This window comes from Klebsiella sp. H-Nf2 (assembly GCF_002806645.1).
GTDB classification, from domain to species: Bacteria; Pseudomonadota; Gammaproteobacteria; order Enterobacterales; family Enterobacteriaceae; genus Klebsiella; species Klebsiella variicola.
In genome coordinates, this window is record NZ_PIBL01000004.1 from 269,417 (window position 1) to 287,656 (window position 18,240).

Below are 18,240 nucleotides of genomic sequence, written 5' to 3' on the forward strand. Positions count from 1 at the left end.
CGTCCCAATCTGATGTCACCACAAGGAGTGAAAATGGCATTAGTCTCCAACCCACATTCTGCTTATTCGCCGCGCCTTCCCTGGCTGGGAGGCATAGCTGGCCTGCTGGCAGGCGGCGCGATCCTTTATTTTTGGCCGCAATGGAACCGAACATGGTTAAGCGTGATTCCTGCGCCGGTCTCCGTGTATACCCAGTTTCTCGGGGTCACTCTGGAAGAGGTCCCGCTGATCACCTATGGCCATCAGGCGCTGCTGGGTTTTCTGATGGTGCTGCTCGCGCCCGGCTACGGAAAATCGACCCTTGCCGCGTGGATGATGCATAACCCTGCGTCAAGCCGGCGCTGGCCCGGCGAGGTACTCCGCGCCTGGGGCATAAAATTTGGCCTGCTGGTCATCGTCTTTTGCAATCTGTTCTTTTTGTCCCGGGTCGGATCCGGAACCCTGGCGTTATATATTTTTATTCTCCAGCACGTCAGCGTTGCCGCGGCGGTGGCGTCAGGGGTGCTGCTCCTGCGTGACGCCCGGCGTCTGGCCCGCACGTTTGACGCTCCGCTGGCGGATCTGCGTCTCCTCGTGATACTCACTCTGGGGTTCCAGACGATTTTGCCGGCGCAGATCGCGCTGATGAGCGCCCGGGGCGTGAATACACCGCTGGGCTGGTACATTGTTATCGCGCAAATGGCAGGGGTGTTACTGGCGTTTATGCTGGTCGGCGGGCTGGTGGCAGCGCTACGTTCTCTGCTGGGCGAAGAGAGATGTCGGGCCTGGCGCGGGGATATGGCACTCTACAATGGGATCGTCACGCTGTGCGTAACGGGATTTCTTCTTTATCACATGGTGTCAGCCTACCCGCGGATCTTTGCCGCGCTGCATTAACCCTGGCAAAGCCGATTTTCAGCATCGCACTGTAGGCATAGAGGACACAACGGGGGCAGCCGCCCCCGCTGTCAGATAATGCGGTTTTGTTTGAAATCGCGCAGGAAGCTGCCCCAGCGCTTTTCATAGAACGGCGTGATATGGGCAATCATAAAATGGCTGATGCCCTTCTCGCCTTCCACCACCTGGCAAATATCGATAGGTTCATCGCCTGGCAGGGTATCGGTCGCCACGCTGCCGGTGGTCTGAATAACGGATTCAATATCCCCTTCCGCTTCAATGCCGATCAGCAAGTTGGCCGGTGCGTCGACACGCTCTTTAATCGAGCACAGGAACGCCCGCTTGACGGTCTTCAGCGTTTTAAACAACGTGGTCAGGGAATCCACCATCTGCGCCGGCGGGTCGGCGACTTCAGACAATAACAGCGCTTCGCCGCCTTCCAGTACTGTCTGGGTACTGAGCGGGCTGCCCTCTTCACCGAGCAGATGGCTGATCTCCCGCGGGGTGAACTCTTTGCCGCTCGGCAGCTTCGGGTTGAGGAACAGCGATTCGCCCAGTGTCATCGCCATCAGTGTGCGGGCCGGCATCATCACGAAAGCTTGTTCGTCTTCCACCGCCTGCTGCAGCGCCTCCAGCGAGGTAAAGAACGGGATCACCGAGCTGCCGTCATCTTTTTCCCAGTGCTGCAGATCCAGCGCGCTGTCTTCGACAATCTGCTCACCATCGGCTGCACTGCCCGGTACCCAGACGGTCGCCTCAAGCAGCGCGCTGAAAAATGCCGGACGGTGGGCGGGCTCGGTCGCCGCTTTTTCCAGCAGGGTTTCTAATTCATTTTTCGTATCAGACATAGTTTGGCTACTTCACAATGAATTGCCCGGCGGTGCTACGTCCACGCGGGCATACGAGTTTCCAGTCCGGGTAAGCGTAGCGCCACCCGGCAAAGCCGTTACTCGGCCGTCAGCAGGTTAGCAATGGTACGTACGCCAAGACCCGTCGCGCCCGCCGACCACTGCTCAACGGCAGATTTACGATAGGTTGCCGAACAGTCGATATGCAGCCAGCCCTGATGGTAGTTTTCCACGAAGTGGGACAGGAAGCCCGCCGCGGTACTGGCGCCAGCCGGATAGGCCGCGCTGCCGGTATTGTTCAGTTCTGCGAAGTTCGACGGCAGCTGATTACGGTGGAACTCGGCCAGCGGCAGACGCCAGAAGGCTTCGTTTTCCGCCTGCGCGCTCGCCAGCAGGCGATTCGCCAGCGCATCGTCAAAGCTAAACAGCGCATGGTAGTCATTACCCAGGGCAGTTTTCGCCGCGCCGGTCAGGGTGGCGGCATCGATGATCAGCTGCGGCTTCTGCGCCGAAGCGTCAATCAGGCCATCCGCCAGCACCAGGCGGCCTTCGGCGTCAGTGTTCATCACTTCAACGGTTTTGCCGTTACGATAATGAATAATATCGCCGAGTTTAAAGGCGTTACCGCTGATCAGGTTGTCGGCGCAGCACAGGTAGAGCTTCACGCGCTTGTTCAGCCCGCGAGAAATGGCAAAAGCCAGCGCGCCGGTGATGGTCGCCGCGCCGCCCATATCGGATTTCATTGAATCCATAAAGGCGCTCTGTTTGATGCTATAGCCGCCGGAATCAAAAGTAATGCCTTTGCCCACCAGGCAGGCGTATACCGGGGCTTCTTTATCGCCGGTTGGGTTATAGTCCAGCGCCAGCAGGACCGGCGGACGCTCGGAGCCGCGGCCCACGGTGTGCAGACCAAGATAGCCCTGCTCACGCAGATCTTCACCTTTGGTGATGCGATAGCTCATCTTCTCGCCCGCCACACTGCACAGCAGGTCGACGGCGCGCTGCGCCAACTGCTCAGGACCCAGATCTTCCGCCGGGGCATTGATGGTGTCGCGCACCCAGTCGATAATCGTCAGGCGATGATCCAGCTCACTGCGCTGCGCATCGTCCAGCGTCGGCCATTCGACCAGGCGCTTCCCCTTCGGCCCTTTGTAGCCGGCCCAGAACGCCCAGGCACGATCGGTGTCCCAGCCTTCGCCGCTTAACGCGACATGTTTAATGCCCATACCGTCAATTTTACGCGCCGCGCGCTGAATCAGGCCCAGGTCGTCTTTGCCGTTGAGGTGCAGGGCGATGCCGTCGTTATTAATGCTGTAAGACGCCTTTTCTCCCCAGCGCGCATCGGCTGGCTGAGTAGAAAGCGTAATCTTCATGGCTTCGGTCATTATCATTATCCTTCTTAGCAAACGGGCCACCGTATGGCAGCCCGTAAAGTTCTCTCACTCGATGATTCATCCGACTTAATACTGCCGCATAAATCATGACGCGAAAATTATTCGGCTTCGTCTAACCAGACTAGCAGAATCGCCTCGAGAATTTTTTCATTGGATGCGTTTGGGTCGTCATCAAACTCTTCCAGATCGCAAATCCACTGATGCATGTCGGTAAAGCGAACGGTTTTCGGGTCGAGATCCGGGTAAGCGTCGTACAAGGCTTCGCCGATTTCACGACTGTCGGTCCATTTCAGTGCCATATTAGTGCTCGCGTGCGTGGTTGATGGTGTAACGCGGGATCTCAACGACCAGATCTTCGTCGGTGACGCGCGCCTGGCAGCTCAGGCGGCTGTCCGGTTCCAGCCCCCAGGCTTTATCCAGCATATCGTCTTCATCTTCGGTACTTTCCGCCAGCGAGTCAAAGCCTTCACGCACGATGCAGTGGCAGGTGGTGCAGGCACAGGATTTTTCGCAGGCGTGTTCAATCTCGATGCCGCTACGCAGCGCCGCATCCAGAATGGTTTCACCGGTCTCAGCTTCCACAACGATGCCATCCGGACACAGGTCCTGGTGCGGCAGAAATACAATTTTTGGCATTTTAAACCTCGTCCACGGATTGGCCTTTCAGCGCGATACGGACCGACTGATCCATACGGCGGGCGGCGAATTCCTGGGTTTGTGTGTCGATATTTTTAATCGCTTCTTTAATGGCGTCGGCATCGTCGCCTGCCGCCGCGGCGCGCACTTGCTCCGCGGCGGCATCGATAGCCTGACGCTCCGCGGCGCTTAACAGCGCGGCATCGGCGGCCAGCGCGCTGACCAGGCTTTCCAGAACGCGGGCGGCTTCCACTTTCTGCTCAGCCAGCATACGCGCCTGGACATCCTGTTCGGCATAGCTCATCGAATCTTTGATCATGGTGGCGATTTCGCCATCGGTCAGACCGTAAGACGGTTTCACCTGGATAGAGGCTTCCACGCCGGTCGATTTTTCCATCGCCGTGACGCTCAGCAAACCGTCGGCATCGACCTGGAAGGTGACGCGAATATGCGCCCCGCCCGCCGGCAGCGCCGGGATACCGCGCAGCGCAAAACGCGCCAGCGAGCGGCAATCCTGCACCAGCTCACGCTCGCCCTGCATCACGTGAATAGACATTGCCGTCTGACCATCTTTGAAGGTGGTAAACTCCTGCGCGCGAGCCACCGGAATAGTGGTATTACGCGGGATGACTTTCTCCACCAGCCCGCCCATCGTTTCCAGCCCTAACGACAGCGGGATAACGTCGAGCAGCAGCAGTTCGCTGTCCGGCTTGTTGCCGACCAGAATATCCGCCTGAATCGCCGCGCCGATGGCAACGACTTTGTCCGGATCGATGGAGGTCAGCGGGGTGCGGCCAAAGAATTCGCCAACGCGTTCGCGCACCAGCGGCACGCGAGTGGAACCACCGACCATCACCACTTCCAGTACCTCTTGCGCCTCAACGCCGGCGTCTTTCAGCGCACGACGGCAGGCCAGTAAAGTACGTTTTACCAGGGAGGCAATCAGATCGTTAAACTGGCTACGGGTGATATCGCCCTGCCAGCCGCCAACCTCGACGTGCGCCACCTCAGCATCGCTGAGGGCGATTTTCGCCGCGATGGCGGCATCCAGCAGCTCGCGCTGCAGGCGGTTATCGCTGCGGTCGCTGAAGCCCGCCTGCTCGCGCAGGTAGTCCGCCAGCAGATGGTCAAAATCATCGCCGCCGAGCGCCGAGTCGCCGCCGGTGGCCAGTACTTCAAACACCCCGCGGCTTAAGCGCAGAATAGAGATATCAAAGGTGCCGCCGCCGAGATCATAGACCGCAATCACCCCTTCCTGACCGGAATCGAGGCCGTAGGCGATAGCCGCCGCGGTCGGCTCATTGAGCAGGCGCAGCACGTGCAGTCCCGCCAGACGCGCCGCGTCTTTGGTCCCCTGACGCTGAGCATCATCGAAGTAAGCGGGAACGGTGATCACCACGCCATCAAGTTCGCCGCCCAGCGCTTCGGTCGCCCGGGCGGCCAGCGCTTTGAGGATATCGGCGGAGACGCGAATCGGGTTCAGCAGGCCGCCGGCGGTCTGGATCATCGGCAGACCGTTTTCACTGGCCTGCAGCTGATATGGCAGATGCGGATAGCGGTTTTGAATATCGGCGAGGGAGCGCCCCATCATTCGCTTCACCGAGCTGATGGTGTTCACCGGATCCTGAGCGGCATTCAGCCGGGCTTCATAGCCGACGGTCAGTCCCGAGGCGTGGTAGTTCACCACCGACGGCAGCAGATAGCGACCTTGATGATCGGGCAGGGTTTCGGCCTGGCCGCTACGCACGGTAGCCACCAGAGAATTGGTGGTGCCCAGGTCGATACCGGCCGCCAGACGACGCTGGTGCGGCGCGGCGCTCAGGCCGGGCTCACTAATTTGTAATAAGGCCATAATTGCTTCCGAAAATTAAAAATCGAGCAGTTTTTCTTCGAGTTCTTCAGCACTGCTGCGCAGTTTATCGAGAAAACGGAGCTTACGTACCGTATCCGCCGCCGCCTCCCAGCTCTCATTATGCAATTGTTCAACCATCAGTTGATGGCGGGTATCAAACAGCGCTTTCACTCGTTTGATAAAGTCTTCCAGCCGCGCATCGTCTTTCGCCTTACCGATCTCATCGAGCTCTTCACGCAGTTCCAGCTGTTCCATCAGGAACGCGGTATCGCGGACGGTATGTTGCTCGCTGGCGAGGTCGAAGCCGTGCAGCGAAAGGAGATATTCCGCACGGGTCAGCGGATGGCGCAGAGTTTGCCAGGCCTGGTTAATGGTGGCGGAGTGCTGAACCGCTACCAGCTGTTCCGCAGCAGGCGCGCTGGCAAATTTATCCGGATGGTACTGGCGCTGCAGATCCTGATACCGGACAGCCAGTTGTTCAAGCGAGAGGGTATAGCTGGCTGGTAACCCGAAGAGGGTGAAATAGTCCATAGTAACCTCAGGGTCATGCATCTAAATGAAAACCCCACGCGCGGCGTGACCGCGGTGGGGTTGGGGATGACCGATTATACGTTAAAGCTTTCGCCGCAGCCGCACTCATCTTTGACGTTAGGGTTGGTGAACTTGAACCCTTCGTTGAGGCCTTCTTTGACGAAGTCCAGCTGAGTGCCGTCGAGGAATTGCAGACTTTTGCCGTCGATCACGACCTTCACGCCTTTGTCTTCAAACACGGTGTCTTCAGCCGCCGGCTCGTCAACAAACTCCAGTACATAGGCCATACCCGAGCAGCCGGAGGTTCTCACGCCCAGGCGCAGGCCAAACCCTTTACCGCGGTTCGCCAGAAAGGCATTGACTCGCGCTGCAGCACTGTCGCTAAGAGTAATCGACATAACAAAACCTCAACTAATTATTTTGCTTCACGTTTGCTTTTGTAATCCGCAATCGCGGCTTTAATCGCGTCTTCCGCCAGAATAGAGCAGTGAATTTTCACCGGCGGCAGTTCCAGTTCATCGGCGATATCGGTGTTCTTGATCGCCTGCGCTTCGTCCAGGGATTTGCCCTTCACCCACTCGGTGACCAGGGAGCTGGAAGCGATGGCGGAACCACAGCCGTAGGTCTTGAAGCGCGCGTCTTCAATGATACCTTCATTGTTGACTTTAATCTGCAACTTCATCACGTCGCCACAGGCCGGCGCACCGACCATGCCGCTGCCGACGTTCTCGTCGCTGTTGTCAAAAGAGCCGACGTTGCGCGGGTTTTCGTAATGATCGATAACTTTTTCGCTGTATGCCATGTTGAATTCTCCTTATCGGTGCCGAATTAGTGATGTGACCATTCAATACTGTTCAGATCCACGCCCTGCTTGAACATTTCCCACAGCGGAGAAAGGTCGCGCAGACGGCCGATGGAGTTGCGAACCAGATTGATGGTGTAGTCAATCTCTTCTTCGGTAGTGAAACGACCTAAAGAGAAACGAATAGAACTGTGCGCCAGTTCATCAGTCATACCTAACGCGCGCAGCACGTAGGATGGCTCAAGGCTCGCGGAAGTACAGGCTGAACCGGAGGAAACCGCCAGGTCTTTCAGCGCCATAATCAGCGACTCACCTTCAACATAGTTGAAGCTGACGTTAAGAATGTTCGGCGCGCCCTGCTCGAGGTCGCCGTTGAGATATACTTCTTCCATATCCTTCACGCCGTTCCACAGACGGTTGCGCAGGGTGCGCAGACGCGCCATTTCGCTTTCCATCTCTTCTTTGGCGATACGGTAAGCTTCACCCATGCCGACGATCTGGTGAACAGGCAGAGTACCAGAACGCATACCGCGCTCGTGGCCGCCGCCGTGGATTTGCGCTTCGATACGAATACGCGGCTTACGGCGAACGTACAGCGCGCCAATGCCTTTCGGACCGTAGATTTTGTGGCCGGAGAAGGACATCAGGTCCACTTTCAACTGGCTCAGATCGATAGGCAGCTTGCCCACGCTCTGGGTGGCGTCTACGTGGTAAATGATACCGCGGGCGCGACACATCTCGCCGATGGTAGCGATATCCTGCACCACGCCGATTTCGTTATTCACATGCATGATGGAAACCAGGATGGTGTCGTCACGCATCGCCGCTTCCAGCTCTTTCAGATCGATAATCCCGTTACGCTGCGGCGCCAGGTAGGTCACTTCGAAGCCTTCGCGCTCCAGCTGACGGCAGGTATCCAGAACCGCTTTATGCTCGGTTTTGCTGGTGATGATGTGCTTGCCTTTTTTCTGATAAAAGTTGGCTGCACCCTTAATCGCCAGGTTGTCGGATTCCGTCGCACCAGAGGTAAAGACGATTTCGCGCGGGTCGGCACCGACCAGCTCGGCAATCTGATTGCGGGCGATATCAACCGCCTCTTCAGCCTGCCAGCCAAAACGGTGGGAACGGGAGGCCGGGTTACCAAAGGTCCCGTCCATGGTCAGGAACTGCATCATTTTCTCGGCAACACGCGGGTCCACCGGCGTGGTTGCGGAGTAATCGAGATAAATCGGTAATTTCATTGCTCTTAAACTCCGTACATCACTCAATGCAAGGAATCAGGCAACCGGCTTGATGTACGACCGAGTACACGGAATGTTGGAGCATCCCGGCCTGATTCTGAAAGCTCTTTATAATCGTTGTCCCGACCGTTTCGTGCTGCCTCGCCCTGTCAGCGGCAGTCCGAAACGGGACGGGTCACTCAGGCGCGCAGTTTAACGTCGATCGCGTCCTGGGTGCGCGCATTGCGCTGGGTTTCGTGCTGATGCTGACGACCGGACACATCAAGGATTTCCTGGTTATTCACCAGTTCACCCAGGGTGATATTGTTCAGGAAGCCGGTCAGGCGTTCGCTCAAATCGCGCCACAGCGCGTGAGTCAGGCATTTATCGCCGCCCTGACAGCCGCCTTTGCCCTGGCAACGGGTCGCGTCAACGGATTCGTCTACCGCGCTGATCACTTCGCCAACGGCGATGCTGCTGGCATCTTTACCTAACAGATAACCACCACCTGGACCACGAACGCTGGAAACCAGGCCATTTTTACGCAGGCGAGAGAACAGCTGTTCCAGATAGGAAAGCGAAATTCCCTGACGCTCTGAAATATCTGCCAACGGTACCGGGCCCGTTTCAGAGTTGAGCGCAACGTCAAGCATCGCGGTCACGGCATAACGCCCTTTAGATGTCAGTCTCATGTCTTACTTAACCTCAAACTCGCCCCTGGCCGGGCTTTTTATTAATATGAGTATTGCATAGCAGGGGCAAGTCTGACATTCCCGAGTAATTTGGTCAACTATTTACTTGACTGTTTTAGTCAGGTATTTGGCTTTCCGTGCCGTTATTGATTTAGAGCCGCTCCCGGGCTACAACAGCGATGTAGATTCGTAGGCCGGATAAGCGCTTACTTACCTTTATTCTGCTGCTCAATAGACGCCAGCATCCCGCGCAGGATGTTCAGCTCCTGGCTTTCCGGACGCGCGCGGGTGAACAGACGACGCAGCTTGTTCATCACCTGCCCCGGATGATTCGGGCGGATGAAGCCCGTCGCCAGCAGCGTCTGCTCAAGATGGCCGTAGAAACGCTCCAGATCGTCCACCAACGGGTACGGCGCCTCTTCATGGTCAACCGCCGGCTGTTCCTGCTCCTGCGTCGCCAGCCAGGCCATCCGCACTTCATAAGCGATAACCTGCACCGCCATCGCCAGGTTCAACGAGCTGTACTCCGGGTTCGCGGCGATCGCCACGTGGTAGTGGCACTTCTGCAGCTCTTCGTTGGTCAGGCCAACGCGTTCGCGGCCAAAGACCAGCGCCACCGGCGCATGCTGACCCTCGGCGACGCTTTTCAGGCCGCATTCGCGCGGATCGAGCATTGGCCACGGCAGTGTGCGGGAGCGCGCGCTGGTACCCACCACCAGGCTGCAGCCCGCCAGGGCTTCATCAAGGGTATCGACGATCTGCGCATTGCCGATCACATCGCTGGCGCCCGCGGCGAGGGCTATCGCCTGTGAGTCGGGTTTGACCAGCGGGTTGACCAGCCACAGGTTAGTTAAGCCCATGGTTTTCATCGCGCGGGCTACAGAGCCCATATTGCCGGTGTGGGAGGTTTCTACCAGTACGATTCGAATATTTTGCAGCATTATGGTTCTTCGGCTAAAGATTATTCGGGCATGCTACCATAAAACGGAGACATAAGCAGATTTCGCTGTTATTATATGCGCCGTTTTTTCCCGTTCTTTAACATCCAGTGAGAGAGACCGATGCATCCGATGCTGAACATCGCCGTGCGCGCAGCGCGCAAGGCGGGTAATTTAATTGCCAAGCACTACGAAACGCCAGACACCGTAGAAACCAGCCAGAAAGGCAGCAATGATTTTGTGACCAACGTCGATAAAGCCGCCGAAGCGATTATTATCGAAACCATTCGCAAATCTTACCCGCAGCACACCATTATCACCGAAGAAAGCGGTGAACACGCTGGTGAAGATCAGGATGTTCAATGGGTTATCGATCCACTGGATGGCACCACCAACTTCGTTAAACGTCTGCCGCACTTCTCTGTTTCCATCGCCGTACGCATCAAAGGCCGTACTGAAGTCGCGGTGGTTTACGATCCCATGCGTAACGAACTGTTCACCGCAACCCGTGGCCAGGGCGCGCAGCTGAACGGCTACCGTCTGCGCGGCAGCAACGCTCGCGACCTCGACGGCACCATCATCGCTACCGGCTTCCCGTTCAAAGCGAAGCAGCACGCGACCACTTACATGAATATTCTTGGCAACCTGTTTACCGAGTGCGCCGACTTCCGTCGCACCGGCTCCGCCGCGCTGGATCTGGCCTACGTTGCCGCTGGCCGCGTTGATGGTTACTTTGAAATCGCCCTGAAACCATGGGATTTCGCCGCAGGCGAGCTGATCGCTCGTGAAGCAGGCGCTATCGTTTGCGACTTCACCGGTGGCCATAACTACCTGCTGACGGGCAACATCGTTGCCGGTAACCCGCGCGTGGTGAAAGCGATGCTGGCGAATATGCGTGAGCATCTGAGCGATGCGCTGAAGCGTTAATCTCTTACTGATGTCAAAAAGGAAGCCGCGGCTTCCTTTTTTTATGTCATTTTATCATGTTGAGGATCTGGCGAATCACCGCATTGCCGCCGATGCACAGCACCGTCAGGCCGCTAAACAAGGCCAGCGGTCCGCGCCAGCGCAGGCAGCCCTGCGGCCCCAGCCAGTGCCGGAGGCACAGCGCTATTCCCACCGTCGCCAGGCGGGCTAACAGCACGCCGACCATCGCCGGGATCAGCAGCAGCCATCCCCACAGCGGCAACTCGAACTGTTGCGCACTGAGTAAAATCCACACCAATTGAAACGGCAGATAAAAGCTCAGGGCAAAGATCAGCGGAATGCGAATATTGCTTGCCGATGCGGAAACGCCTTTAAAGCCGCGCCAGCTATCGCGCAGCAGTATTCCAGCCAGCACCAGCGTGGCCAGATAGCAGACGTCGTTAAAGATGCCCACGATCTGCATCAGCCGATAACTGGTCAGCTTCCCCATGAAAGCAAAACGCCAGAAAATGATCACCAGGAAACCGAACTGCAATATCCAGCTGCGCAGGATCCAGTCGACCATTTCCCGCGGCGAGGGCTGATTATGCACGGCCCAGGCAACGACGGGCAGTTTACTGTGCCCGGGATGGCAAAAGGCCATGACGAAACCCGACAGCGTTAAGGTGGCGTAGGCCACCAGCGGGATATCCCCGATGTGCGACACCCCGAATCCCATGACGTACGACATGGCGTGATAGACGCGCACCAGACCTGACGGCCACCAGCTGGCCAGCACCGGAAACCAAAAGACGATCGCCAGCCCCGCCAGCAGCCCGGCGACACCGGCGCAGCCATAATAAAACCGCCCGCTCTGCGCGGGAGAAACGATATTTGCGGCCATAGCGACTCCTTGTCATCCGCCGAAATGCGGAAAACTAGAGCATCGCTTCGCCAGCGGCAAGCGCTGGCGCCCACTTTCGGATTTGCGCCCGGCGCCGGGCTAAAACGGGCGGATCCCACCGCCGGCCGGGACCGCGCTGAACCACATTACCCCTGCCGCCGCCAGCAAAATCACGCCGCCGGCCAGCGCCAGCGTCAGCCAGCCCACCTGGCGCCACAGCGGCGGCGCCTGATGCTGACCCAGCTTCACTGCCAGCTGGCGAAAACTGTGCACCAGCAACGCCAGCGCGGTGATGGTTAATGAGGTTCCCGCCGCCATCGCCAGCGCCGCCGCCATTCCCCAACTGAACACCCCGATCACCTTGCTGAACAGCAGAACCATGATCGCCCCAGAACAGGGACGCATGCCCATCGACAGGACGATCGCGGCGCGTGCCCGCCAGTCGTCGCCGCTCTGAAGTTGTTCCGGCGCGGGAAGATGCTGGTGGCCGCAACCGCAGTGGTCATGATGCACATGATGCGGGGTAAAAGCGGTAAACCTTGGCCGGCTCAGCAGCCGATACAGCTTTTTCAACGCCCGCCAGCACAGCAGCAAGCCTAATGCGCCCACCAGCAGATAGCTGCCCTTCTCCAGCCAGAAACTGCTGAGATGCAGCTGGCGCGCCGGCAGCTGCAGCAGCGCCAGCACCACGACCACCAGCACGATGGCCACCAGCCCCTGTAATAAAGAGGCGGCCAGCGTCAGGTTAATGCTCGATTTCAGCTTCGAGGGATGGGTGGCGAGCCAGGTAGTGATGACAATTTTGCCATGGCCGGGCCCTAAGGCATGCAGCACACCATAAACGAAACTGAACCCGAGCAGCGACAGGCCCGCCGCTGCCGGGTTCTCCGCCACCGCCTGCAGCAGGCGGCTGAGTTCCAGATTCAACGAGCGCTGCCAGACCGCGCTCTGCATCAGCACCTGCGGCCACACCCGCCATAGCCACATGCCGCCGATGATGCTCACAGCCAGCAACAGCGCCAGCGGCCACAGCGCTTTCCAGCGCGAGGATCGCGCACGCGGGGTAATAATTACTGACATGTCAGGGTCACCTTCTGGGCAAAATAGCTGCCCAGCGCCATATCCTCCGGCGGCGCATCCGCTTTATCCAGCGACTGGGCGTACGAGAGCATTTTGTCGTTCGGTTTTGGCGTCATCACCGTTGCCTTACAGGCGGCCCGCAGCGCGGCGGGCAGGGAAAAATCGCTATCCTTGTCATAAAACATGTCGACGTAGTAGGTCGGGTCGAAGGTGGAAAAGGTAAACGTCTGCCCGGCAACAGGTTGCGGCGTCGCCAGCGGCAGCGTAAAGGTCAGTACCGCCTGCAGTCCGTCACGCTCGAGGCCATAGCCGTCGGGACGATTTTCAAATTTCACCCGCTGGCCGTTGTGCCACAGCTCGCTGAAATAGTGCTGGCCGAGCACGTTGGCCATCACCTCCGCCGCCAGCTTTTTCCATACTTCGCTGCCCGGTTTGGCGTTACCGGCATCATAGAGCAGATCCGATGAGGTAATTTCATCCATGGTCCAGCGCATTTTAAACCCGCTCAGCAGACCGTCTTTGACCACCGGCTCGCTCTGCAAACTAATGAAGCTATGCGGATGCGCGGCGGCTGAAAATGATAAAACCATGAAAAACGCCGCGCTGGTGCATTGTTTCACTCTGTTCATCTGTTCCTCACGTGAAAAATTCTGTGAACTTCACCAGCAATCCTGAGCTAAAGCGGGCGTTTCGCCCTGCCCCCGCCTCTGCCATTGTCTATTCTTAGCGAAAACCCTAACTGGAACTTACCAGATGATGACCGTCATTGAACCACCATCTGCGCTTTCCAGTCCACAGCGCCGTAGCCAGGTGCTCCTGATGTTTTATCTGCCCGGGCAGTCGGTGACGACTGAACGGCTTGGCAGGATCAACCTCGTTGATGAGTCCACGGCCCGGCAGGATATTGAGGAGACCGGACGCGAAATTAAGCGTTACCACCGTTTGACTCTCCGGTCACAGGTGGACGGCAGCTATCGGATTGAAGGCGCCGCGCTCGACCAACGTTTATGCCTGCTGCATGCGCTGCGACGGGGGCTGCGCCTCTGCCCCCAATTCGTTAACCATCATTTTACTCCGGCCCTGAAAACGCAGCTTAAACAGGAAGGCATTGCCCGCACCTTATACGATGATACCAACCTGCAGGCGCTGGTGAACCGCTGCGCGCGGGCACTCAATCGTCAGTTTGACTGCCGCGATGTCCAGTTTCTGCGCCTGTATCTGCAGTACTGTCTGCTCGAGCATCACCGGGGATACTCTCCCGACTTCAATGATGAACAGCAGCGCTGGGCCCAGACCGCCGCCGAGTTTACCCTGGCGCAGGAGATTGTCCGCCACTGGCAGCGTCGGGTCGGCGCTCCGCCGCATGTTGGGGAGCCCTTCTTCCTCTCGCTGCTGTTTATGTTGCTCAAAACCCCCGACCCGGTCCGCGACGGTCACCCGCACGATCGCCGCCTGCGGCTGGCTATCTCCGGCCTGATCCACCGCTTCCAGGTCATCGCCGGCAGGGCATTCAGTGATGAGCAGGGGCTGAGCGATCAACTCTATATTCATTTATCGCAGGCGTTGATCCGCAGCGTGTTTGCCATCGGCATCGACAGCACGCTCACGGAGGAAGTGAGCCGGCTCTATCCTCGCTTACTGCGTACCACGCAGGCGGCATTGAGCGAATTCGAGGAGGCCTGGCATATCCGTTTTAATGAGGAAGAGACTGGCTTAATCGCGGTGATCTTTGGCGCCTGGCTGATGCAGAAAAGCGATCTGCACGAGAAGCAGGTGCTGTTGCTGACCGATGACAATCCGGATATAGAAGAGGCCCTGGAACAGCAACTGCGCGAACTCACGCTGCTGCCGCTGAATATCAAATATCAGAGCGTGCAGCGCTTTCAGAAAGAAGGTGCGCCCAAAGGGGTGACGCTTATTGTCACCCCTTATGCGACGGCGCTACCACTGTTTTCGCCGCCGCTGATCCACGCGGAAAACTGCTTCACTGAACGCCAGCAGCAGCATATCTGCGCGATGCTTGAGGACTAGGCCGCCACTGTTTTTGGCCGGATAACCAGCGCCGGGATCGTCAGCAGGGCCATCACCCAGAACACGCCCTGGTGCAGGTGCTGATAGAGGAAACCGGCGAAGACGGTCATGATGGCAATACTCCCGCCCATCGCCACCGCGGAGTAGACGGCCTGCAGGCGGATCACTTCGCTGCCCTGACGGGCGGCGATATAGCGCATCGCCGCCAGATGACACACCGTGAAGGTGCCGCAGTGAAGGATCTGCGCAAGGAGGAGTCCCGGCAGCGCCGTGGTCCAGCCCATTAGCGTCCATCGGATCAGTCCGCAGACGGCGGAGAGCAGCAGCAGGTCGCGCGCGCTGAAGCGGCGGAACACCTTTTTACTCAACGCGAAGATCACCACTTCCGCCACCACACCTAACGACCACAGATAACCGACCGCCGAGGCAGAATAGCCGGCCTGCTGCCAGTAGATGGCGCTAAAGCCGTAGTAGGCGGCGTGCGCCCCCTGCAGCAAACAGACGCAGGCGAGAAAGCGCCAGCTCTGGCGCACCAGCGTCAGCCAGGCCGTCAGTCCAGCCCCCTGCTGCTGGCGCGACTCCCCCTGGGGCATCACCGACGGCTTAAGCAACATACCGAGCAGCATCGAGGCAGTCCCCAGGCTTAACATCAGCAGGATCGCCCGGTAGTCAAACAGACTCACCAGCTTGCCGGTCAGCGCCGAACCAATAACGAAGGCAATGGAGCCCCATAGCCGCACCCGGCCATAGTCCATGGTGATCTGCTTTTGCCAGGTATTGGCCAGGGCATCCGTCAGCGGCACCAGCGGCGAAAAGAACAGGTTGAAGCCGATGATGACCGCCAGCAGCCATGCCACGTGGCTGCCAGCCCAGAAGGCCAGCGCGAAAAGCAAAGTTAACAGGGCCAGCACGCGCAACGCGGCAATGAGCCGGGAGGGGTCGCTGACCCGCGGGGCAATCAGCAGGCTCCCAAGAAAACGGGCCACCAGGCCGGCGCCAAGCAACAGGCCGATGGTTTCCGGCGTTAATCCGTTGCCTGCCAGCCAGACGCTCCAGAAGGGCAGAAAAATACCGTAGCTAAAAAAGTAGGTGAAATAACTGAGCGCCAGCCAGCGCGTGGAGTGCAAGACCATGATTTCCTCCCGAATGGTGGCGACAGTCTGGCGATAAAGCCCGGTGGGCGCAAGATACTCTGTCTCCTGATATTTCGCTATTTATGCCCCTCGATGATGATTTTCAGCGAAAAATTCAGCACCTCGCCTGCGCCCAAAACTCGCAGCCCCGGCTGCCCATCCATGTTATGGGCGTTTACCGGATGACTTTGCGGCTCGAGGCACAAGAACGGTTCACCTTGCATTCTGAAGAGCATCAACCACGGAGTTTGCGATAGAATTGTGATACTCATCACATCACTACTCACCCTCGCCCGCCCACTCCAGCCGGAATAGCCCACGTTCAGCCAACGATCTTCACCGAACTGAGCCACACTGAAATTGGCATAGTCGGGCAAGTTTCCTTGCCAGCTGAGAGGTAAATGATTCTCCCCTTCCGGCCAGTAGCCGCTGGCCTCGAACTGGGCTTTACTGCGTTCATCAAAAGGGAAAAAGGGATGAAAGCCGCAGCCGTAAAGCGCAGGGACCTCCCCACAGTGGGTAAGCGTCAGCGACGCTATCAGTTGGTTACGCAGTAGCTGGTAGCGGAGCTGTGCCAGATAATCGAAACCGCAGGCATGCTGCCGACGCAGCTGTAACACACAATGCTCGGCGCCGTGCTCAATAATCTTCCAGCGCTGTAACCAGCCATCACCGTGAAGAAAGAAATGCTCGTCGGCATGGTGGTGAGGCAGGACAATCTCCTGCCCATGGAGAGTAAAACGGTTCCCGGCGACACGATTGGCCAACGGCAGCATGGGAAACATGCCGCCAGCAGGGTTGTCATACAGCACCGGAGCCTGATGTTGCCGGGAGAACAAACGTTGCACTTTGCCCCCCAGGGAGGAGATGCGCATCCGCAGATGCGCGTTTTCCAGAATCAACGCTTCCGCCATTAACGTGTCTGCTCCTGCTTTATCGCCTGGCCGGCCGAGTGACGCTGCGCCAGCTGCTCTTCCAGCGCTTCGAGGGTGATACCTTTCGTTTCCGGCACGTTGCGCAGAATATAGAGGTAGCCGGCAGCGCAAATGACGCCATACAGCAGGAAGCTGCCTGCCGCGCCCAGGCCGGCATTAAGCAGCGGGAAAGTATAGGTTAACAGGAAACAGGCAATCCACAGCGCCAGGGTACCTAAAGACATCGCGAGTCCACGTACGCGGTTGGGGAAAATCTCCGCCAGCAGCACCCAGGTCACCGGCGCCAGGGTTAACGCATAAATAGCAATCGCCGCCAGCACCAGCAACAGTACTGGCCACCCCATCATGCCCATCGCGTAAGCGCCGGCGATCAGGACATAGATCACCGTCAATCCTGAAGCGCCGAGCAGCATTAATTTACGGCGGCCGATTTTATCCACCAGCGGCAGTGCGGCAATGGTAAAGACCAGGTTAACGACGCCCGTGGCGACGATCGATTTTAACGTGCTGTTGATATCGAATCCCGCCGAGGCAAAAATCTCCTGCGCGTAGTTAAAGATGACGTTGATCCCGCACCACTGCTGGAACACAGCGAGCACCATGCCAATGATCACAATCGGTTTCACCTGCGGAGCCAACAGCGCGCCGTAGGAGACTTTGTTGTTATCCTTTTCCAGCGTATGCGCGATTTCACGCAGGATCCGGTCGGCATAGTCGGCAGAACCAATGCGCTCCAGCGCGGCCCGGGCACGCTCCGGTTTTCCGGCCTTCATGAGCCAGCGCGGCGACTCGGGAACAAAAAACATCAGGACCAGAAACGCCAGCGCCGGAACCAGTTCCGCGCCGAACATCCAGCGCCACCCCATCTGTCCGTTCCAGGTTTCCACAATCATCTGCTGCGTTGCCCCCGTCTCCACAGGTTCAGCAATCATCAGGTTGATAAGCTGAGCGGCCAGCACGCCAATCACGATGGTGAGCTGATTGACCGCCACAAAGCGCCCTCTTTTCTCTGCCGGACTGACTTCGGCAATGTAAAGCGGGCTGAGCGCGGATGCCAGACCAATCCCCACGCCGCCCACAATGCGGTAAACCACAAACATGTCAAAATGACTGGCGACCGCCGTCCCCCACGCCGACGCGCTGAACAGCACAGCGGAAAGAATTAATGGCAGTTTGCGCCCCAGTTTATCGGCGCACCATCCCGAAATTAATGCGCCGAAAATGCAGCCCAACAGCGCCGAGCTCATCGCCCAGCCGGACTGCGCCGGATCCGTAATTGAAAACCAGGCTTCATAAAATGGCTTAGCGCCGCCAATCACCACCCAGTCATAGCCAAACAGTAAACCACCGCAGGCGGCGACCAGACAAATAGTCCAGACGTAGCCCATTTTCAGATGTGTCTGCGCGTTATTCATAATGATTCCTCTATAAGGGAAACGCAGGGAACAGTAGGGTTCAGGCG

The 18,240-nt window shown here is 58.0% G+C and carries 20 protein-coding genes; 3 read left to right on the plus strand and 17 right to left on the minus strand.

Annotated elements, in window-relative coordinates:
- The first annotated feature begins 33 nt into the window (after positions 1-33).
- Positions 34-876, plus strand: a complete 843-nt coding sequence (locus tag CWM58_RS13560; RefSeq protein ID WP_100681107.1) for a hypothetical protein — start codon at positions 34-36, stop codon at positions 874-876.
- A gap of 71 nt (positions 877-947) precedes the next feature.
- Here the strand turns inward: CWM58_RS13560 and sseB are convergent, their stop codons facing one another.
- The 11 genes from sseB to trmJ all read right to left on the minus strand — a co-directional run bounded on the left by sseB (position 948) and on the right by trmJ (position 9,792).
- Positions 948-1,724: an enhanced serine sensitivity protein SseB gene (gene sseB, locus CWM58_RS13565; protein ID WP_100681108.1), complete on the minus strand. Its 777-nt coding sequence runs from the start codon at positions 1,722-1,724 to the stop codon at positions 948-950.
- Between the two features lie 98 nt (positions 1,725-1,822).
- Entirely contained in the window at positions 1,823-3,109 is a 1,287-nt protein-coding gene (gene pepB, locus CWM58_RS13570; RefSeq protein ID WP_100681109.1) for an aminopeptidase PepB, read from the minus strand.
- A 107-nt stretch (positions 3,110-3,216) separates the two neighbouring features.
- Positions 3,217-3,417, minus strand: a complete 201-nt coding sequence (gene iscX, locus CWM58_RS13575; RefSeq protein ID WP_002913954.1) for a Fe-S cluster assembly protein IscX — start codon at positions 3,415-3,417, stop codon at positions 3,217-3,219.
- Position 3,418: 1 nt separating this feature from the next.
- Positions 3,419-3,754, minus strand: coding sequence for an ISC system 2Fe-2S type ferredoxin (gene fdx, locus CWM58_RS13580; RefSeq protein ID WP_004201872.1), 336 nt, complete (start codon positions 3,752-3,754; stop codon positions 3,419-3,421).
- Between the two features lies 1 nt (position 3,755).
- Positions 3,756-5,606: a Fe-S protein assembly chaperone HscA gene (gene hscA / locus CWM58_RS13585; protein ID WP_061153664.1), complete on the minus strand. Its 1,851-nt coding sequence runs from the start codon at positions 5,604-5,606 to the stop codon at positions 3,756-3,758.
- Between the two features lie 15 nt (positions 5,607-5,621).
- Complete coding sequence (gene hscB / locus CWM58_RS13590) at positions 5,622-6,137, minus strand: co-chaperone HscB (protein ID WP_074387856.1); 516 nt, start codon at positions 6,135-6,137, stop codon at positions 5,622-5,624.
- Positions 6,138-6,211: 74 nt separating this feature from the next.
- Positions 6,212-6,535, minus strand: coding sequence for an iron-sulfur cluster assembly protein IscA (gene iscA / locus CWM58_RS13595; RefSeq protein ID WP_002913979.1), 324 nt, complete (start codon positions 6,533-6,535; stop codon positions 6,212-6,214).
- Between the two features lie 17 nt (positions 6,536-6,552).
- Positions 6,553-6,939 (minus strand): Fe-S cluster assembly scaffold IscU, encoded by a 387-nt coding sequence (gene iscU, locus CWM58_RS13600; RefSeq protein ID WP_002913991.1) that lies wholly within the window; start codon positions 6,937-6,939, stop codon positions 6,553-6,555.
- A gap of 26 nt (positions 6,940-6,965) precedes the next feature.
- Positions 6,966-8,180, minus strand: a complete 1,215-nt coding sequence (gene iscS, locus CWM58_RS13605; protein ID WP_061153662.1) for a cysteine desulfurase — start codon at positions 8,178-8,180, stop codon at positions 6,966-6,968.
- A gap of 179 nt (positions 8,181-8,359) precedes the next feature.
- The gene (iscR, locus tag CWM58_RS13610; RefSeq protein ID WP_012540866.1) at positions 8,360-8,851 is read right to left on the minus strand and encodes a Fe-S cluster assembly transcriptional regulator IscR; all 492 of its coding nucleotides are present in this window, start codon (positions 8,849-8,851) and stop codon (positions 8,360-8,362) included.
- 206 nt (positions 8,852-9,057) lie between these two features.
- The gene (gene trmJ / locus CWM58_RS13615) at positions 9,058-9,792 is read right to left on the minus strand and encodes a tRNA (cytosine(32)/uridine(32)-2'-O)-methyltransferase TrmJ (RefSeq protein WP_061153661.1); all 735 of its coding nucleotides are present in this window, start codon (positions 9,790-9,792) and stop codon (positions 9,058-9,060) included.
- Between the two features lie 120 nt (positions 9,793-9,912).
- Between trmJ and suhB the strand changes: the two genes are divergently transcribed.
- Entirely contained in the window at positions 9,913-10,716 is an 804-nt protein-coding gene (gene suhB / locus CWM58_RS13620; RefSeq protein ID WP_061153660.1) for an inositol-1-monophosphatase, read from the plus strand.
- 46 nt (positions 10,717-10,762) lie between these two features.
- Here suhB and CWM58_RS13625 read toward each other — a convergent pair whose 3' ends face one another.
- The 3 genes from CWM58_RS13625 to CWM58_RS13635 form a co-directional block, all read right to left on the minus strand.
- On the minus strand, positions 10,763-11,599 hold the full coding sequence (locus tag CWM58_RS13625; RefSeq protein WP_100681110.1) for a hypothetical protein: 837 nt from the start codon (positions 11,597-11,599) through the stop codon (positions 10,763-10,765).
- A gap of 99 nt (positions 11,600-11,698) precedes the next feature.
- Positions 11,699-12,679 (minus strand): nickel/cobalt transporter, encoded by a 981-nt coding sequence (locus tag CWM58_RS13630; RefSeq protein WP_100681111.1) that lies wholly within the window; start codon positions 12,677-12,679, stop codon positions 11,699-11,701.
- A complete protein-coding gene (locus tag CWM58_RS13635) occupies positions 12,670-13,308 on the minus strand; it encodes a DUF1007 family protein (RefSeq protein WP_012967437.1) in 639 nt (212 codons plus the stop codon). The genes CWM58_RS13630 and CWM58_RS13635 overlap by 10 nt, the downstream gene beginning before the upstream one ends.
- A 124-nt stretch (positions 13,309-13,432) precedes the next feature.
- Here CWM58_RS13635 and csiE point away from each other — a divergent pair, with 124 nt between their 5' ends.
- The gene (gene csiE / locus CWM58_RS13640; RefSeq protein ID WP_100681112.1) at positions 13,433-14,710 is read left to right on the plus strand and encodes a stationary phase inducible protein CsiE; all 1,278 of its coding nucleotides are present in this window, start codon (positions 13,433-13,435) and stop codon (positions 14,708-14,710) included.
- Here csiE and CWM58_RS13645 read toward each other — a convergent pair.
- The 3 genes from CWM58_RS13645 to CWM58_RS13655 all read right to left on the minus strand — a co-directional run bounded on the left by CWM58_RS13645 (position 14,707) and on the right by CWM58_RS13655 (position 18,193).
- The gene (locus CWM58_RS13645) at positions 14,707-15,843 is read right to left on the minus strand and encodes a 3-phenylpropionate MFS transporter (RefSeq protein WP_100681113.1); all 1,137 of its coding nucleotides are present in this window, start codon (positions 15,841-15,843) and stop codon (positions 14,707-14,709) included. The genes csiE and CWM58_RS13645 overlap by 4 nt on opposite strands.
- Before the next feature lie 77 nt (positions 15,844-15,920).
- Positions 15,921-16,757: an aldose 1-epimerase gene (locus CWM58_RS13650; RefSeq protein WP_100681114.1), complete on the minus strand. Its 837-nt coding sequence runs from the start codon at positions 16,755-16,757 to the stop codon at positions 15,921-15,923.
- A complete protein-coding gene (locus CWM58_RS13655) occupies positions 16,757-18,193 on the minus strand; it encodes a sugar porter family MFS transporter (RefSeq protein ID WP_100676044.1) in 1,437 nt (478 codons plus the stop codon). Before CWM58_RS13655 ends, CWM58_RS13650 begins: the two co-directional genes overlap by 1 nt.
- Positions 18,194-18,240: the final 47 nt, after the last annotated feature.

What these genes read in the sequence shown, in the direction of transcription:
- CWM58_RS13625 (WP_100681110.1), bottom strand. Translation starts at nt 11,599, where the DNA reads ATGGCCGCAAATATCGTTTCTCCCGCGCAGAGCGGGCGGTTTTATTAT.
- sseB (WP_100681108.1), bottom strand. Translation starts at nt 1,724, where the DNA reads ATGTCTGATACGAAAAATGAATTAGAAACCCTGCTGGAAAAAGCGGCG.
- fdx (WP_004201872.1), bottom strand. Translation starts at nt 3,754, where the DNA reads ATGCCAAAAATTGTATTTCTGCCGCACCAGGACCTGTGTCCGGATGGC.
- CWM58_RS13650 (WP_100681114.1), bottom strand. Translation starts at nt 16,757, where the DNA reads ATGGCGGAAGCGTTGATTCTGGAAAACGCGCATCTGCGGATGCGCATC.
- CWM58_RS13645 (WP_100681113.1), bottom strand. Translation starts at nt 15,843, where the DNA reads ATGGTCTTGCACTCCACGCGCTGGCTGGCGCTCAGTTATTTCACCTAC.
- iscA (WP_002913979.1), bottom strand. Translation starts at nt 6,535, where the DNA reads ATGTCGATTACTCTTAGCGACAGTGCTGCAGCGCGAGTCAATGCCTTT.
- iscR (WP_012540866.1), bottom strand. Translation starts at nt 8,851, where the DNA reads ATGAGACTGACATCTAAAGGGCGTTATGCCGTGACCGCGATGCTTGAC.
- CWM58_RS13635 (WP_012967437.1), bottom strand. Translation starts at nt 13,308, where the DNA reads ATGAACAGAGTGAAACAATGCACCAGCGCGGCGTTTTTCATGGTTTTA.
- suhB (WP_061153660.1), top strand. Translation starts at nt 9,913, where the DNA reads ATGCATCCGATGCTGAACATCGCCGTGCGCGCAGCGCGCAAGGCGGGT.
- csiE (WP_100681112.1), top strand. Translation starts at nt 13,433, where the DNA reads ATGATGACCGTCATTGAACCACCATCTGCGCTTTCCAGTCCACAGCGC.
- hscB (WP_074387856.1), bottom strand. Translation starts at nt 6,137, where the DNA reads ATGGACTATTTCACCCTCTTCGGGTTACCAGCCAGCTATACCCTCTCG.
- pepB (WP_100681109.1), bottom strand. Translation starts at nt 3,109, where the DNA reads ATGACCGAAGCCATGAAGATTACGCTTTCTACTCAGCCAGCCGATGCG.
- CWM58_RS13630 (WP_100681111.1), bottom strand. Translation starts at nt 12,679, where the DNA reads ATGTCAGTAATTATTACCCCGCGTGCGCGATCCTCGCGCTGGAAAGCG.
- CWM58_RS13655 (WP_100676044.1), bottom strand. Translation starts at nt 18,193, where the DNA reads ATGAATAACGCGCAGACACATCTGAAAATGGGCTACGTCTGGACTATT.
- iscS (WP_061153662.1), bottom strand. Translation starts at nt 8,180, where the DNA reads ATGAAATTACCGATTTATCTCGATTACTCCGCAACCACGCCGGTGGAC.
- iscU (WP_002913991.1), bottom strand. Translation starts at nt 6,939, where the DNA reads ATGGCATACAGCGAAAAAGTTATCGATCATTACGAAAACCCGCGCAAC.
- iscX (WP_002913954.1), bottom strand. Translation starts at nt 3,417, where the DNA reads ATGGCACTGAAATGGACCGACAGTCGTGAAATCGGCGAAGCCTTGTAC.
- trmJ (WP_061153661.1), bottom strand. Translation starts at nt 9,792, where the DNA reads ATGCTGCAAAATATTCGAATCGTACTGGTAGAAACCTCCCACACCGGC.
- hscA (WP_061153664.1), bottom strand. Translation starts at nt 5,606, where the DNA reads ATGGCCTTATTACAAATTAGTGAGCCCGGCCTGAGCGCCGCGCCGCAC.
- CWM58_RS13560 (WP_100681107.1), top strand. Translation starts at nt 34, where the DNA reads ATGGCATTAGTCTCCAACCCACATTCTGCTTATTCGCCGCGCCTTCCC.